This is a genomic window from Embleya sp. NPDC005575, assembly GCF_040605455.1.
Lineage (GTDB): Bacteria > Actinomycetota > Actinomycetes > Streptomycetales > Streptomycetaceae > Embleya.
The window spans coordinates 8,310-24,089 of the sequence record NZ_JBEXCV010000137.1 but is presented as its reverse complement, the minus strand read 5'-3'; the positions used below and the strand labels follow the sequence as shown (position 1 = coordinate 24,089).

Annotated in this window: 15 protein-coding genes and 1 pseudogene; 9 read left to right on the top strand and 7 right to left on the bottom strand. The window is 67.4% G+C overall.

Annotated elements, in window-relative coordinates; genetic code table 11:
• Positions 1–593: 593 nt before the first annotated feature.
• The 7 genes from ABZS54_RS32865 to ABZS54_RS32835 all read right to left on the bottom strand — a co-directional run bounded on the left by ABZS54_RS32865 (position 594) and on the right by ABZS54_RS32835 (position 8,703).
• A complete protein-coding gene (locus ABZS54_RS32865) occupies positions 594–1,136 on the bottom strand; it encodes a hypothetical protein (RefSeq protein ID WP_355544456.1) in 543 nt (180 codons plus the stop codon).
• 57 nt (positions 1,137–1,193) lie between these two features.
• On the bottom strand, positions 1,194–1,649 hold the full coding sequence (locus ABZS54_RS32860) for a hypothetical protein (RefSeq protein WP_355544453.1): 456 nt from the start codon (positions 1,647–1,649) through the stop codon (positions 1,194–1,196).
• A gap of 160 nt (positions 1,650–1,809) precedes the next feature.
• Positions 1,810–2,691 (bottom strand): hypothetical protein, encoded by an 882-nt coding sequence (locus ABZS54_RS32855; protein WP_355544450.1) that lies wholly within the window; start codon positions 2,689–2,691, stop codon positions 1,810–1,812.
• A 358-nt stretch (positions 2,692–3,049) separates the two neighbouring features.
• Positions 3,050–3,580: a hypothetical protein gene (locus ABZS54_RS32850; RefSeq protein WP_355544447.1), complete on the bottom strand. Its 531-nt coding sequence runs from the start codon at positions 3,578–3,580 to the stop codon at positions 3,050–3,052.
• A 1-nt stretch (position 3,581) separates the two neighbouring features.
• On the bottom strand, positions 3,582–7,148 hold the full coding sequence (locus ABZS54_RS32845; protein WP_355544444.1) for a hypothetical protein: 3,567 nt from the start codon (positions 7,146–7,148) through the stop codon (positions 3,582–3,584).
• Positions 7,149–7,728: 580 nt separating this feature from the next.
• The gene (locus ABZS54_RS32840) at positions 7,729–7,947 is read right to left on the bottom strand and encodes a hypothetical protein (RefSeq protein ID WP_355544441.1); all 219 of its coding nucleotides are present in this window, start codon (positions 7,945–7,947) and stop codon (positions 7,729–7,731) included.
• Positions 7,948–8,703: a GntR family transcriptional regulator gene (locus tag ABZS54_RS32835; protein WP_355544438.1), complete on the bottom strand. Its 756-nt coding sequence runs from the start codon at positions 8,701–8,703 to the stop codon at positions 7,948–7,950.
• A 120-nt stretch (positions 8,704–8,823) separates the two neighbouring features.
• Between ABZS54_RS32835 and ABZS54_RS32830 the strand changes: the two genes are divergently transcribed.
• The 9 genes and pseudogenes from ABZS54_RS32830 to ABZS54_RS32790 all read left to right on the top strand — a co-directional run.
• Positions 8,824–9,354 carry a hypothetical protein gene (locus ABZS54_RS32830; RefSeq protein ID WP_355544435.1) on the top strand — a complete coding sequence of 177 codons (531 nt, stop codon included), beginning with the start codon at positions 8,824–8,826 and terminating at the stop codon, positions 9,352–9,354.
• Positions 9,354–10,184 (top strand): phosphoadenosine phosphosulfate reductase family protein, encoded by an 831-nt coding sequence (locus ABZS54_RS32825; protein ID WP_355544432.1) that lies wholly within the window; start codon positions 9,354–9,356, stop codon positions 10,182–10,184. Before ABZS54_RS32830 ends, ABZS54_RS32825 begins: the two co-directional genes overlap by 1 nt.
• Positions 10,184–10,891: a hypothetical protein gene (locus ABZS54_RS32820; RefSeq protein ID WP_355544429.1), complete on the top strand. Its 708-nt coding sequence runs from the start codon at positions 10,184–10,186 to the stop codon at positions 10,889–10,891. Before ABZS54_RS32825 ends, ABZS54_RS32820 begins: the two co-directional genes overlap by 1 nt.
• Before the next feature lie 102 nt (positions 10,892–10,993).
• Positions 10,994–11,206, top strand: a complete 213-nt coding sequence (locus ABZS54_RS32815; RefSeq protein ID WP_355544426.1) for a hypothetical protein — start codon at positions 10,994–10,996, stop codon at positions 11,204–11,206.
• 100 nt (positions 11,207–11,306) lie between these two features.
• Complete coding sequence (locus ABZS54_RS32810; protein WP_355544424.1) at positions 11,307–11,492, top strand: hypothetical protein; 186 nt, start codon at positions 11,307–11,309, stop codon at positions 11,490–11,492.
• Between the two features lie 95 nt (positions 11,493–11,587).
• The gene (locus ABZS54_RS32805; protein WP_355544421.1) at positions 11,588–11,881 is read left to right on the top strand and encodes a hypothetical protein; all 294 of its coding nucleotides are present in this window, start codon (positions 11,588–11,590) and stop codon (positions 11,879–11,881) included.
• The gene (locus ABZS54_RS32800) at positions 11,874–12,263 is read left to right on the top strand and encodes a hypothetical protein (RefSeq protein ID WP_355544418.1); all 390 of its coding nucleotides are present in this window, start codon (positions 11,874–11,876) and stop codon (positions 12,261–12,263) included. Before ABZS54_RS32805 ends, ABZS54_RS32800 begins: the two co-directional genes overlap by 8 nt.
• On the top strand, positions 12,263–14,404 hold the full coding sequence (locus ABZS54_RS32795) for a hypothetical protein (RefSeq protein WP_355544415.1): 2,142 nt from the start codon (positions 12,263–12,265) through the stop codon (positions 14,402–14,404). The genes ABZS54_RS32800 and ABZS54_RS32795 overlap by 1 nt, the downstream gene beginning before the upstream one ends.
• A 141-nt stretch (positions 14,405–14,545) precedes the next feature.
• Positions 14,546–15,780 (top strand): annotated as a pseudogene (locus tag ABZS54_RS32790) (hypothetical protein); the annotation flags it as partial.

The following is a 15,780-nucleotide window of genomic DNA, read 5'->3' as shown; positions in this document are numbered from 1 at the left end:
GGCGCGCACGCGCTATACGGCTGCGCCGTAGCGTGCTAGCGCCCTCCTCCGTCGCGAAGCGACGGAGAGGTTTTTGCGCGTCTGAGCTGGGCCAACGCCGAAATCGAACCCCCGGCCCGGCGAAATTTGCTAGCGCGCTAGCAAATTTCGCTAGCTGCTATCGTCTAGCTGTAGACATAACGCTAGCAACTACATGAGATATGTAGCGGCTAGGGAAATCGAGTCTGCTACTTTGAGTGACGAACTCTCGAAGTTTTTCCCGCGACCCCGATTCGGGTGGGGAAAATGGGGAGAATGGGGAAAAGCCCTCTGACCTGCGATTTCCCGAGGGGCCTCGGTGGGGAAAACTGGAGTTATCCCGGGGATAACTCGGGGTTTTCCCCACCGAGGGCGGGGAGAACGGCTCCGGCGCCGGCGCGGGCCCGCCGATTGGTTACGTTCCGTGATGCATCACGGTTGAGGCCCGAGTGGAGTTTGTGACAAGAGAGGCGGTCGCCAGACAGCGACCCCGTGACCCCGGAATCACGGCATTCCGAACTCACGGGATCCCGCGCCAGGACGTCATGCGGCCCGCCGGCGGGCCGCTGGATCGATCAGAGGGCGCTTTGCGCCAGGGAGTAGCACAGCATGGTCAGGGCGCTCTGTGCGGCGTACAGCTCTCTGACCAGTTCGTACACCGGACCACTCGGGGCCATGTAGGTCTGCTCCCAGGTGTCCGGAGGGTAGTTCGCAGGCCGGCGGCCCATGTGCTGATCGAACGCGCGCCCGATGTCGCCAAACGCGTTGTGCGCGGTGGCGGTTGCGGTGAGCGCGGGCAGGAGGGGCGACGTCGGAGGTACGTCGCTCGCGTGCTCGATCAGGATGGGGACCGTGGCCGCGATCGTGGTGGCGTGGGTGAGGCTCCACCAGATCAGGGGTTCGTTTCCGGAGGGTTCGCGGGGTGCGTCCGGCACGGGCGGGCCGGTGAGCACGCGCCACACGTCGATTGCCAGGCGGTGCTCACCGGGGCCCGGGGCCCAGGCCCCCGAGGCGTGGGCGCTGTCGGCCGCCGCGGTGGCAGCACGTGCGCGCCGGCACAGCGTCTCACGGTGATCCGGGACGAATTCGGAGACGTCGGAATGCTCGAAGGGGCCCACAGAGCCACCGTAGCGGGGTGGGCCCCCGGACGTCTCAGCGCGGGAGAGTGGGTCCGCCTAGGGCTCAACTCCCAGTTTCTTCAGGGTCTTTCGCCCATCTTCGACGTGCTGTCGGGCCTCCTGGAGTTGTTTGCGGAGAACGCGGAGCGATGTCCGCAATGCCTCGGGCATGTCCTCGGGGTCCTGGGGAGATTCGAGGGTGCCCCGGAGGACTTCGGAGACCGCGTCCAGGAGCATCGGGGCCAGGGGCCCCAGGCTGTACACGTCGGGAGGCAACGGGGCCTCCGTGGTGCGGAGGTCCAGGGCGCTCCGGTGTGCGCGTTCTCGGAGGAGGGCGACCCACACCCCGCCGCTTGCGTCGGTGCGGTCCTTCTCCGGGAGATCCTGGAGGGCGGACAGGATGCCCGAGAGGTAGCCGGCGCGGACTTGTTCGTGGTCCAGGCGGTCCGAGTCGTGATGGACCGCCGACTCCACCATGAAGAGGAGCATGCCCAGGGCGATGGATCGGGGCATGGGATCGCCTGGCGGGAGGTTCACGCCGATGACGCGGAGGCAGTCGTGGAGCCTGTCGGTTGAGATCAGGGGCGGGCGGTCCCCGGTGGAAGTCATGTCGCCACGGTAGCCGGCCGCCCGCGGTGAGGGCAGGGGCTTCACTCGATCGGGGACATCCCGCTCAGTATTTCCCGAGGCTGTCGTCATGCTGCATGGACTTGGGGCATTCGTCGCTTCGAATTCCGGCCTGGGTGGATCGCCAGGTCTTTACTCCGGCGACTCCGGCGGGGGTGATGTTGAGCATGAAGTGTTCACTCCCCCAGCTCATACCGTATTTGGACCATACGTATTTCCCGTGGAGCATTTCATCGGAACTCCAGGGGGCCCAGGTGTAGCAGTGTTTTTCGGTGGGGTCGGTGGTGTATTCACTGGCGAAAAGGCACGGGGCGTACTGTGTGCGATCAGGGAGTATCCAGGTGGGCCCGACCGGATCAGCGGTGGGCGCGGTTTTCAGGTATATCTGACCGCCCAGGGCGCGAATGTATTTCTCGTTGAGGACTGCTATCCGGCTCTGGCGGACGGTATCGATATTCGGAGCCCACGCCCCGGGGTCGGGGGTTCTCTTGTAGTTCAGGACCTCCAGGAACTCCCCGCATCGCGGATTCGGGGCCGGGGCGGTCTCCAGGGGGCCGCCGGTGGCGGGGAATGGATCGGTGAGGTCTTTGACGTCCCACGCGTAGGTGCGGTGTACGGCCTTCCACGGGCCGGAGCCCTGGGCCTGGCGGAACACGACGAAGGTGGGGAGATTCTGCTTCCCCCAGAGCGCTTTTTGGACCCCGAGGAAATAGCGGTCCGCGCCTTTCTCCGTCGGCGGAGCCGTGAATACCCGGATATCCGAGACCGAGTCCGGATAGTAGAGAAGGTCTTTGTTTCGGCCGTACTTCGCAGACTGATCCATGCGGTATTGGTCGCCGATCAGGATGGAATAGTCCTCCACTCCGTAGAGCGGAAACGCGTCCCGGGACTCGAATGATTTCTTCAGGACATCCCAGTAGGTGGCCACCACGGGCTCCATCTCCCGGATATCGGGAGGAGGGACGGGAGGTTCCGGGGACGCGGCCCGGGGAGTGGTCGCGGGGATTCCCGGAGTCGATGCGGCGGAGGCGGATTTCCGGGAGTCACCTCCACCCGAGCATCCGGCCAGCATGATCACGACAGTGAGGGCGAAAACGACTCTTCGTGCCATGGCCGGATTTTAACTCCGGAGATGGCCGAATTCACCTTTCTTTTGCGTCACGACTCAACCCCGATCGCGAATTCGTGGCATTATCTCCACTTTTGCTGCTTTCGTCGGTGAACGCCAAGAAGGCGTAAGCGGGAGCCCGCCTACGCCTTCGAGCCCGGGGCCTCCTGGCCCCGGATCAGGTGATCTTGACCGAGGACACCGACGCCAGCTCCTCCACCAGATCGGGATCCAGGCCGTATCCGTCGCTCACCACTTGCATGGCCAGGAGGGGATTCCCCGCGCTCAGCGCGTCCGCGAACGCATCCAGGAGAGAGCCGTCCAGGGTGGCCCCGATGAGCCCGCACCACTTCGTGCGTGAGGTGATGACGCACGCGTTGATCTCGACACGGAGTGAAGACCGGTTCCGGATCTCCTGGATCCGAACTTCCTTGCACAGGGACTCGATCCGGTCTCGCACGTCCGCGCGCGGGCTCCGGGTGCCCCGGAGGTATCGCCCGATGTTGTCCCGCATGTTCTTGTACGCGCGACTCTTCAGATCGTCGGTACCGGAGAGCATGACCGCCAGCTCCCGCTTACCGATACGGTCCACGATGTCCCGGATCTGGAACTCCCCTCGGGCCAGGTCACCGTAGACAGCCGCGCCCATCTTCTGGTCAAGCTCTTCCGCCACGGCCGCGTCCACGGCCCACGGGAGATAGTTCGCCATCTCACCTCATCCCCTTCTGCCGACTGAGTTCGCGTGCAACGGTCTGGTGGAACGTGTCCTCACCGGCCACGTCTGCGACGTCGGCCCACATGAGCCGCCGCTCGGGCTGCCATTGGCCGCCCCGGGTACCCAGGACCATCCCGGCGGGCGCGGCCTGGGCGGGATCCGCGTGCGGTGACACGTAGTAGGCCGCGTCCACCGAGGTGGCCACCGGCCAACGACCGGACTCCTGGCCGATCTTCAACATGGACCGGTAGGCCCGGGTGTACGTCTGGGCCTTGAGGATGTCCCGTACGTCCGGACGCCAGAGTGCATCATCGCGACCACGCGGGCCCTTGCTGTACGCGAACGACCCGATCATCCGTGTGTAGCAGGAGCGATGCACCCCGAAGGCGACTTCACCAGGGGACTCGGGCGCACCCTTGTCCCGCCCCTCCAACAGAGCCTCCCGGCCCTTCTGGAGGACCGTGTACGTGGACCCGAGCCACCGTTTCCAAGTGGGCCAGACCCACGCCTCCACCACCTGGACGTCCCGCCCGAGGTCCACCAGGAGTTGCACATCCACACTCGTGATCCAGATCGAGCCGTCGTCCCGGGCCTGGAATCGCAACTCCGGGAGTTCCGGGCGGAGTCCGGTAGGCACCCGGGCCAGGCGCCAGTAGCCGGGTAGGCCGGTGTCGATCTCGGGTGAGTGCCGGTGCTCGGGCTCACCCACGCCGTAGCGCGCGTCCATCGCGGACAGCTCCGCCGCGGTGAGGTCGAAGGAGTGCAGATACAACCCCGAGCCTTGCTCGGTGTCCAACGGGGTCCGGGACCACTTCGCCCGGACCATTTGAGGGTGCCGGACAGCGGGCGGAACCCGCCCTTCGATGATCGCCAGGCACGGCTTCAGATCCCGGGTGTGCCGGCGGATGAGCTGGGACGTCGTGGTGTTCGGGGACAGGTAATAGTCGTGCCCGATCGCCGTGTTGAACGCGATGATGGCCTCCAGGAGCGCACCTCCGTGGAGGGCATCCCGCCAGGGCGCCCGCTCCTCGTACCAGGGCAGAGCGATGGAGCGGGACGTGGCCCTACGATCGCCCGAGGTCTCCCACACCACGATCCAGGGGGCCACCCCGTGGGGGTCGGACTCCAGGCCGGTACCGTCCAGTTCGGCCCATGGGTGCTTGATCCCGGCGTTGAGCGGGATGTCCTCGGGTCGCTCCGAGGGGTCAGGGAGCCCCATGGCCTCGGTGGCGCGGGCAGTGAACCACAGTTGCCCGATGCCGTACTTGCACGCGATCCGGTAGGCAGCCTCCAGGCACGCGGGCAGACAGGGCAGGCTGATCACGTCGTCCGAGCCCGAGATCCTCAGCCCGTCGATGTCGATCACCCCCACGACCCCGAGCCCCCGGGCCGTGGCGTCTGCCTTGACAGCGGTCTTGCGGCCCCTGGCCCGAGGTACCCGAGCGATCGTCTCGGGCCCGGAGGTGGGCGCGCCCGACTCGAAGGGTCCACGGTCACCCGTGGACACGGGATCCCGCTCCATCGGGCTCCCGGCATCCTGGGCTCCCGTCATCGCGGGTTCAGGGGCTTCCTGGGGGTCCTGGCGCGGGCCGGGGACAGGGAACAACCCCGGGGCCTCGGGCGGGCCTCCAGGGGCCTCCTGGGGGCCTCCCTGGGAGTCATCCTCCCCGCCCTCGGGCACTTGGGGGCCGCCCTGGGACGGGGCATCGGTGCCCGCTTCGTCGCCAGGAGGCTCTTCGCCACCGGGCTCCGGCTCGGGCTCCAGGATCCGCATGAGATCCAGGGACAGACAGGAGCGCTTGCCCTCCCACAAGGGCAGCGACTCACCCCGGACCGCCTTCAAGATCCCCTCCTCCACCAGCCGGACACGCATGGCCTCGGAGGAGGGCAACCCCCATCCGTCGATCGACCGGGAGCGCCGGCCGATCTCCTCATGGATCGCGTTGAAGCGGCCCGCCGGCATGCGGAGGATCACGTCACGCCACGGCGCGCGACCCTCCACCTTGCGCGCGTGGACAGCCCCGATCGGCTCCCCCCGCCCCGCCGGAGACCAACCGCCGGACTGGCCCATCTGGCGCCAACCCATCGCGGCGGGCCCGAAGTTGGGCACGTTCGGCACCCGGTACTCCGCCTGGGCCTCGGTGTCGGGGGTGTCCTGGCTCTGGGTCGCCAGTTGATCCGAGGCGATCCAGTAGGGATCCCCGGTGATCATCTCCCGGAGATGCTTGGTCCACAGGGTGATCGGATCCCGGGCCAACTGGCGCCCGCTGATCAGCCCGTTGCGGCGGGCCTGATCGGCAGCCGCGTCCCCCAACACCTGGACCGCATCCGCGCGGAGGGAGTCCGGGTCCAGGCCGATGACTCCCGCGTGTCGAGTCATGAGCCACCAGCCGGCCAACAGCCGGAGATACCCGTACTGGACGCGATTGTGACCCTCGAAGCGCCAGTTCTCCATGGCTTCCTGCGCCCACGCCTTCGCCTGGGCGGGGAGCGTGAGATCGGCCAGACCCCGCTGGATCATCGTGGCGTGGGCGCGGGAGAGCCGGCGGCCGTTGGCTTGCATCCGGGAGAGCACGTCGGTGTTGACCGCCCCGCGCATCCGGAGGGCCACGTACCGGCCGATCTCACTGCCGTGGTGCTCTTCGTCGGGGAACTCCTCCGCTGTCACCAGGAGACAGGACCGGGGGAACGACGTCTTCGCGATCGTCGGGGTTCCGTTGCGGTAGCCACCTCGGAGTGGCCCGACGCCGGTTGCAGCGTTGTCCCCGATCAGGGACAGCCGCTTCCATCCGTCCGCGACGTCCTTCGTGGACATCTTCCCCGCGAAGTAGTCGTCAACGACCGTGACCAACCCGCCCAGGTGGTAGAGCACTTGGTCCACACCGAAAACGGTGCTCTGGTTACCCCGCATCTTGACTGTGACCGGGACTTCGACCCCGGGGCCGCCGCTGAACGTCTGGGACTGAGCGGCCACCGACAGCCCGCACACGGCGGTTTTCCGGGCGCCTGTCTCACCGGCGACCGCGACCGCGACGGGACCGTACTCCCGGATCCCCGACCACGGGGCCCAGGCCAGTTGGGACAGGAGCGCGTACGGCATGGCGGGATCGTGCGGAGCCACGTCCAGGACATCGAACATGGTCGCCAGATCCTCCGCGAACGTCTCCTCACTCGGATCGTCCACGGTCAGAGCCTTGATCCCCGCCGCATCCTGGATCGCCCCGGGGAGCTGGCACCGCAGATCGACAGGACCACGCGCGGACAGGGCCTCCCCGCCCTGGCGCAGGAAGACCGGAGCTTCGTCCGGTCGAAGAAGAAGCCCGGTGGAACAGTACGACTCACGCCACCCGGACTCATGCTCGAGGCGGTCACCCATCGCGCGTAGGGCGTTGGCGACGGACTCCACCTTCCGCTTAGCCACACGGGCCGAGATGCCCAGGCGGACATGCCACTCGGGATCCCGGGAGTCCATGTCCGTGACCGCGACCGTGGCCCGCCGCGGTGGGCGGGACACGCCGGCGGAGACGGGAGGGGTGTACTCCACCTCAAAGTTGGTGTCCACCAACCCATCCGAGGGAGCCAGATCCTCCCCGATCTCCCGCAACTCCGTCACATTGGCGACACCGAGACGACCCCGGAGAATCGGGTACACGTCGGGCGGAGCCGGACTACCGTCCGCCAACGGTGGGGCTTTCGAAGGAGACACACCGTGAAGGCCGGACGCGTATTGCCGGAACTCCGATGACCCGAGCCGGTACACCACGTAATGACCCTCGGAGGGATCAACCGCGCGGGGCCAAGGGCGGGCGCCGGAGAGCTTGGGTACGTTTGTGTCACTATTTGTACTAGTCATGAGACTGGACCGAGCAACCGAAGGTGGACACGCCTACGCGTGACCCTCTCGGGTGTTGGCGATCCAGTCTGTATACACGTACGCTCATAGACAGAGCTCCTCTTACCTGGAGGCACCTACACCGGCTGCTAACCGGTGACTTTTTAGAGACGGCCGCCCTGCCCGGGGCGGTCGTTTCGCATTTAAGAGATCTTTCCTCATGAGGACTGCTTTTCAGCGCAGGCACTCCGAGATACAACAGGGTGGGATGGCGGTCCTACGATGACCGCCATCCCACCCTGGACATACGTCACGCTCCAGCGGTGCGCCGTGCGTACTTTTCGATCGCTTCGGTGACGGCCGACACCGGGATGGTGGTGCGGCCCTCTTGGGAAGCGGTGAGGGCCTGGGTCAGTAGCTCCAGGAGCACGCTTTGCAAGGAGCCGAGACGCCAGGCCAGCTCTACATCATTCAGAGCAGGTACGCCTTTGACCACGGTCTCCAACCTCCGGAACGTGTCGGGGTCCATCTAGCGAATCTCCATCCGGTAGTGCAGTTCGTACCGATCCCCCGCAAACAGGATGTTCGCAGTCTCCACAGGAAGGCCGGACGCACGGAACGTCTGCCTTATGTGAACGACGGGGACACCCGACGGGATACCGAACTGGCGTACTTCAGTGGGAGTCGGCATCCGGGGTACCGGTACCTCTTCCACTTCGTCCACCGCGATCCCGATGGCATCGAACCGAGGCACGATGCCCTTGCCCGCGAACTCCCCTTCGTGTGGGCTTTCGATCGCGGTACCCCGGGTGATAGCGAGAGGCTCCCAGGCGTAGGACGTAGACACCAACACCCCACCCATCCGGATGGCGTAACGGGTCTCTGAAACCGGATCCCCCTCCGCGATCCCGAGGCGATCCGCCACGTCTGCGGAGGCGGTGGCCTCCGTGGTGTGGTGTTCGACTTCGAGGGACTTGCCGGCGCGCTCTGCTTCACGAACGTACGTGGGCTGAGCGTGAGGGCGGAAATACCTCTCCGGCGCGATGCGCACAAGGGGCGTCTCCCGACGGACGTAAGTACCGCTCCCCCGACGGCTCTCCACCAGACCCTCGTTCTTGAGGACGTCCACGGCCGCACGTGCGGTGATGCCGGACACCCCGTACTCCTCGCAGAGTTCGCGCTCACTCGGGAGCTTGGTGCCCTTCGAGAGGGTGCCCGACTCGATCATGTCGCGGATCTTCTCTGCGATCACGACGTACGCGGGCGCGTATGGCGACGCGTCCATACAGGACCACCTTCCTTCTCCGGTTGGTGCTTCCAGTCTGCCACAAGTTTGCCTCTTTACATACGAGGTTCGAACCTCGTATCTTCAGATACAAGCTTCTGGCGGCCATAGGAGGCAGTCGTGGACGTGCCCGAATTGCTGGACCTCTTCGCGCAACCGTTGCTCAACCCCGCGCCTTCATTGGAGGAGCGGGCGGCTCACCTGGAGGCCATGCGTGACATCTACGCGGACCTCTGCAAGGAGGACCCCGCCGCGGCCAGGCACATCCGGCGGAGCTTGCTCCCCGAGATGGCCCGGAAGATCACCCGGTCGCCGGAGACGCTGGAGACGCGTTTCGCCCGTTTGAGCACTCGGCAGGGGTGGCACGGGGCGACGATCTACACCGATGGCCGGACCGATCGCGGTCACTACGCCGGCGCGTCCGGCCAGGCCCGCGCGGTTGTCGTCACGGCCCGAGGCCACCACCACCGCGCCGGTGACCCGATGGACCTCCTTCACAACGACTTGGTGTGCAGGGCGTGTGGTGCCCATGGGCACTGGGAGCGGTTGTTGGACCGAGTCGCCTGCCCTGCGCCGGCCACCCCCGGGGACATCCTCCGCGCGTTGGTCACCCCGGTGACCGAGCCGTTCCCGGTGCGGGCGGTGGCGTGATGGCCCGCTCCCGTGAGTACGTCCGTGTGGCGGTGGCCAAGTGGCAGATCACCCTGGACACCCTGGACTACGCGGACGCGGATTTGATCGTCGCGAACTCCTCGGGTGGCAAGGACTCCGCCGCGATGCTCGATGAGGTTGTGGCGCGGGCCGACGCGGCGGGAGTGCGGGACCGGGTGATCGTCGCCCACGCGTCATTGGGCCGGATGGAGTGGCCCGGGACCACCGCCCTGGCTCGAACCCAGGCCGAGCGGTACGGACTTCGCTTCGAGACGTGCACCCGGGCCAAGGGTGACCTTGAGACCCAGATCCGGGATCGCGGGATGTGGCCTTCGTCGGACGCGCGTTACTGCACTTCGGATCAGAAACGGGATCAAATCCAGCGACTGATCACGCGTTGGGTCGCGGAGCTGGGGATCACAGGGCGCCCGGCCCGAGTCCTCAACTGCATGGGTCTGCGTGGCCAGGAGTCCACGAAGCGCGCGAAGCGCCCGATGCTGGCGCCGGACATGCGGGGCTCCAGCGGGACGCGCGTGATCTACACCCACCTCCCGATCCTGCACTGGACCGTGGATCAGGTCTGGGAGCGGATCCGGGCCCGGGGGATCCCGTACCACGACGTATACGACCGGGGCATGAGCCGGCTGTCTTGCTCCTTCTGTGTCCTGGCGAGTCAGGCCGATCTGATCTGCGCGGCCCGCCTCCGGCCGGACTACGTGACCGAACTGGTGGCGCTCGAAAGCGAGATCGGCCACCGCTTCCGCGAAGACCTTTCCATGGCCGAGATCCAGGCCATGGCCCAGAACCCGACCCTTCCCGAGGTGGCGTGATGATCCCCAGGTTCCTCCGCAAGACCCGGACCCCGAACCCGACCCAGGCCCCGGACCCCACGGGAGTGTTCGAGGATCCGTATGAGGCTCAACTGGCCCTGTGGTACGGCACGTTCGCCAACGCACACGCGCGGCTCCAGGGGTTCGCGGATGCGCCGCTTCCGGCGGACTTGCGCCGAATCCGGGAGATCACCCAGACACGGACGGACACCACGTCCACGTGCTACCACGCACTGGACGCCATGCGCTCGATCCTCCCGGAGCGGGAGGAGGCAGCGACGCTCAACGGCTTCAGCCGGTTCTGCCAGGCGTACAACACCCAGTACTTGGCCCTGGCGGAGACGTCGATCTTCCTGGGGATCGCCGGGCGGACCAAGTGGGATTTCTCGGATGAGTTCGCGGCCCGGACCGCCCCGAACTGGATGGCGTACTCACACGGCGCGGCCCGGACGGACGCGATCGAGTCGTGTGTGGCCTGGCGCCTGCTGGAGGCGGCCCGGGACGTACTCCCCGGCCACCGAGGGGTGATGGGAGCCGTGGCCGCGATGAGGGAGATCACGATCGATCGGGCCGTTCACGCCGGACTGTCGCTGCCGGCGGTGGAGGGCCTGGAGGCGGGGCTCATGCGTGGCACCGACCCGGTGACCGTGGGCGCGTACCTCCCCCTGGAGGTCCGCATGGCGTACCTGGCACAGAGCGAACGCTGAGGGATTCCGGCTCAGCCCGGGTGTCTCGGGACTTGGTCCCGAGTCACCCGGAGAGCGCCGGAGCACCGGACTCGGGTTCGACAACACAGAAAGGACAGCACGATGAAGAAGCCCCGGCCCCAGCTTTGGATGGACCCCGAGACCGGGGATGTGTGGGACGCGGCGGAGCGCCGGCGCTTTCTCTTCTGGTGGGCGGTGGTCACGGCCCCGATCAAGGGTCTGGCGCACCTCCTCCTGTGGTCCACCGAGTCCCCGGCCCGCCTGGGCGCCCTGGCCGCGGTGTTCACCGCGGTGGTCATCCTGATCGGCACGTAGAACCCGACTTCCCGTGTCTCCGGTGACCTGTCCCCCGGGGACACGGGATCCCAGAACCCCGCTTCACCACAGACCCACCAAACCATGAAGGAGTTATCCCGTGAGTCTCGGAATCGCGCTCATCCTGGCCGCCGGTGTCTGGTACGCGTACCGCCACGCCGATGTCCCGTTGTGGGTCCTGGTACTGGCCATCTCGTTCGGCGTGATGACGTCGGAGAGCGTCGTGGGCAACACCGTGCGCTCCGGTGTCGAGTCGGTCCAGAACACCTACCAGAACGCCAAGTGACCGTTGCTGTCTTGGCGTTCTCCCCAGGGCCAGGGCCCCGAGTCCTGACCCCGGAGGTGTCCACCGAGCCACCGACCCGACCCGAAGGGACCACGATGCGGACTCGGCTCCGCCACCTCACCCCGGACATCCGCCCGACCCTGACGTCCGCCAGCCGCCTGGCCTCCAACACCGCCCTGTGCCTGGCCTGGATCACGCTCACCGTGGTGACCGCGATCCGGTTCCGGCCGGACAGCGTGTATGCGGCTCTGGCCACCTGGCGCTCCCGGGCCGCGCACCACCTGATCGAGCGGGCCGGGGAGCACGTCGGCCCCGACGTCACCGATGTCGTGATCGCCCCGCGTTTCGGCTCCATCCCCAACCCCATGATGGGAGACCGCCATGTCTGATCTGGTCAAGCTGGTAACCGAGTGGGACAAGATCGAGTTCGAGTCCGGGGACGACATCCGCCGTTACCGCCAGCTCCTCCAGGCGATCGGTAGCGAGATGTACACGAAGGTCTACATGGACGCGGACATCCTGGCGGCCACCCTGGGCGCGTACAAGGGCAAGTGGTTCGAGTTCGGGGCCGGCGTTCGCCTCCGCGCGCGGCTGGTGTCCTCCCACCTCAAGGTGGGCGCGGAGGGCCCCAAGATCCTGGGTGTCGCCGTGGCCAAGATGCACTCCTCCTACATCCGCCACTTCGTGAACCCGGAGCTGGCAGCGAAGGCCGCGAAGACCGGGGCCACCACCACGAAGGGCAAGAGCTTCAAGATCAAGGAGGCGGAGTGATGGCCCGCAAGTCCCGCGCGAGCAAGAGCCGTTCCACGGCGGTCAGCCGCTTCGGTGTCGCGGAGCGCGGTGAGGACCGCGTCTCGGAGGCCCTGATCGCGGCGGCCCCGTACCTGGCGCCCTGGGGCCTGACCCTGGCCGCCGGCGCCAGCACCGAGGCGGCCCATCTCTACTGGGGTGGAGACCCGACCACCACCCCCGTGGTCTCGATCGTCCTGGCCGGAGCCGGTGCGGCCCTGACCACCTACGTCCACAAGACCACGGCTGCTGACCGGGCCCGCCACGCGCTCAACACCGCCACCGCGGGCGCCCTCACCCTGGGCACGACCACGGGCCTGATCGCGGGCATGGACGGAACTCCCCTCAGTGCGTGGCTCCTCGGTGGCGTGGTTCTGTCCGCCGCGCACAACATCCGCCGGCACATGGGCCGCAAGGAGCGCGGGGCGAAGACCTCCAAGTGGGCCCGCCTGGAGGAGACCATCGGTCTGGAGCGGTTCAAGGTCCAGGAGGTCCGGGGCTCCGGCAAGGGCGTTGTCACGGTGGACGTGTCCGCCGAAGAGGGCGCCACGGCATCCCAGTTCGTCCAGCGCTTGGAGTCCTTGGGGACGTCCCTCCGCCTGGGCAAGGGCCGGATGACCGCGACCGTGGACCCGGACGACTCTTCCCAGATCACGCTTCGCGCTGTGGTGGAGGATCTGCTTCGTGACCCTCTCCCCTGGGGCATGCCGGAGGACATCGGGCAGTCGATCGGGGCGGGCCCGCTCACCGGGGCGGCCATCTACGAAGACGGGGAGGACGTCCCGCTCAATCCCACGGGTTGCCCCAAGGACAACGTGGAACACCTGATCACCCAGGGGACCAACGGCGCGGGCAAAACCCTGTGGATCCGCAACGTGATCACCGAGGCCCTGACCCGGACCGAGGTCTCCGTGATCATCCTGGACGCCTCCAAGCCCGATCAGGACTACGGATGCGTCCGGCACGGAGCCGAGATGTTCCTTCGCGACGAAGGCCCCATCCGGAAATTCTTCGCCCTGACGCCTTCCGCGATCAAGGCCCGCGCGAACTATTTGGGCGCGAAGGGCATCGCGAAGTGGAGGCCCGGATGCGGGTTGAACTTCCTGATCGTCGTGGCCGAAGAGGCGGCCGACTTCGCGGCATCGAGTGCGGCCTACGTGAAGATGCTGCGGACCGCGCGCTCCGTCGGGATCTGGATCATCTCAAGTTTCCAGCGGGCCACCGCCGACAACATCGACACGACGGCCCGCGCGAACCACCCCGCCGCGGCACAGTTCGGGATGACCGACGGGGGAGACGCCAGCTTCATCATGCCGGCGGACCTCCTGGCCCAGGGGATCGACTGCGAATGGGGCAACCGCAAGGCCGGACGCCACTACATCATGGGCCTGGGCACGGAAGAGAAGCGGTGGTCCATGCCCGCGCGGTCCCGCCTCTCGGAGAATCGCATCCTGGCGGACGTCATCACGGCCACCGCGCACATCCGGACCCCGCTCGATGAGGTCACGGCGAAGGCGTACGGGGGGTTGTGGACCAACCGGGAGATCTTCACGACCCCGCTCCTGGAGGAGGCGGAGGGGTCGGTGGACGCGTCGCTCACCGAGCCGGACGCCTTCCCCCAGGCGACCCGGACCGAGGTCACCCCCACCGAGGCTGCCCCCTTCGAGTCCGGCCCGCCGGAGATCGAGATGACCGACATGGACGAAGAGGCGATCCGCGCGGAGGTGGCGGATCTGGAGGACATGGTGGGTCGGGTCCAGGAGGCGGACCCTGAGCCGAACGCGTACACGGAGCGGGAGTTGGAGGAGGTCCCGCCGGCGGAGGAGGCCCCGTTGCGTTTCGACAGTGCGGCATCGGGCCGGACGCTCCAGCCTCCGGCCGCGATCCAGGCTCTCCGGGTCCGGTTGAACGCCATGTTCGACGCGGGAGAGGTGGCGTTCAAGCCCGGTGATCTTCAGGACATTTGGCTCAATGTCGCCGTTCGCGACCCCCGCCGGTGGTTCTACCGGCAGCGTGATCGGCTCATCTCGGAGGGGTTCGTCACGAACCCGCCGGAGGAGTACGGGGTGTACATGATCACCCAACGGCTTCCGGAAGACTGGCCCAGCGACAACAGCCAGTGACGGATCAGGGAGGGGAGTGTGCGCGCACACCGCACTGTGCGCGCACCGCCCCGGCCCCACATATAGACCCCTGCACAGTCCTAAAGATCCTGTTTTGTCCTAGCGCGCACAGTGCGCGCACACCTCCACCGCACACTACGGATGGTCACTGTGAAACTCGAAGCACTCACCTCCTGGGCCCAGGCCCACCCCTGGTTTGCGGCGGCCGTGACAGTCCCCTCCGTACTGCTGTCCCTGTACGGGATCATCCGTGGCATCCGAGCCCTCGGGCGCTCGATTTTCGCCAAGGGCGGTCGCTCGGACGCGGTGGTGGTCGCCAGTATCGGGGCGGTGCTGAGTACCGGTCTGAGCGGTGACACCGCCTGGCGGTTCGCTGAGCATCGCTTGGGGATCAGCAACCCCTGGGAACGTGGGTTGATCTTCCTGGTGGGCGAAGTCGCCTTGTTCGCCCTGGCACTCATGGCCAGGGCGAACCTCCGGACCCAGGGCCGCGCGGGCGCTCCGGGTGTCCTGGTGTGGGTGGCCGCCGCAGTCCTGGCGGTACCCGCGGTAGCCGAGTCGAACTCCCTGGCCGCCGCGATCGTCCGCGTGATGCTGGGCCCGGTGCTCGGAGCCCTCCTCTGGCACATGGCCATGGGCATCGAACTCCGCCACACCGACTCGGACATGACCGACACCGGGATCCTGGCGATCATCACCCGGGAGGTGCGGGAGCGTACGTTGGCCCGCCTCGGTCTGTCGGTCCGCGACCGTACGGCAGAGCAGATCAGCCGGGACCGCGCCACAGTCAAGGCCACCGTACTGGCGGCCCGGTACGCGTCGTACGAACCCACGGCGGTCCGCCGGCGGAGCCGCACCCTGGCCCAGCTCCAACGCGAACTCCGTCGGGCCGGTGTCGCCCAGAGCCCCGCCCAACGCACTCGGTTGCTGCGGGAGCTGGCCCACTCGAACAACGCTGCCGGACTGGCCACGCTCGAACTCCCCTCCCCCTGGGCCATCGCGTCGGCGGAGGTCGGGACCACCGACACGAACACGGAAGCGGTCCGCGCGGAAGTGGCAGACCTGGATGCCATGGTGGGCCGGATCCAGGAGGCGGACCGCCTGGCATCCCGCGCACTCCTGGACATGGGGACCACCGAGCCCGGGACCACCCGGACCGGGGACCACCTGGACGCGGGGACCACTGAGCCCGGGACCACCCGGACCGGGGACCACCTGGACGCGGGGACCACCGAGCCCGGGACCACCCGGACCGGGGACCACCTGGACGCGGGGACCACTGAGCCCGGGACCACCCGGACCGGGGACCACCTGGACGCGGGGACCACCGAGCCCGGGACCACCCGGACCGGGGACCACCTGGACGCGGGGACCAC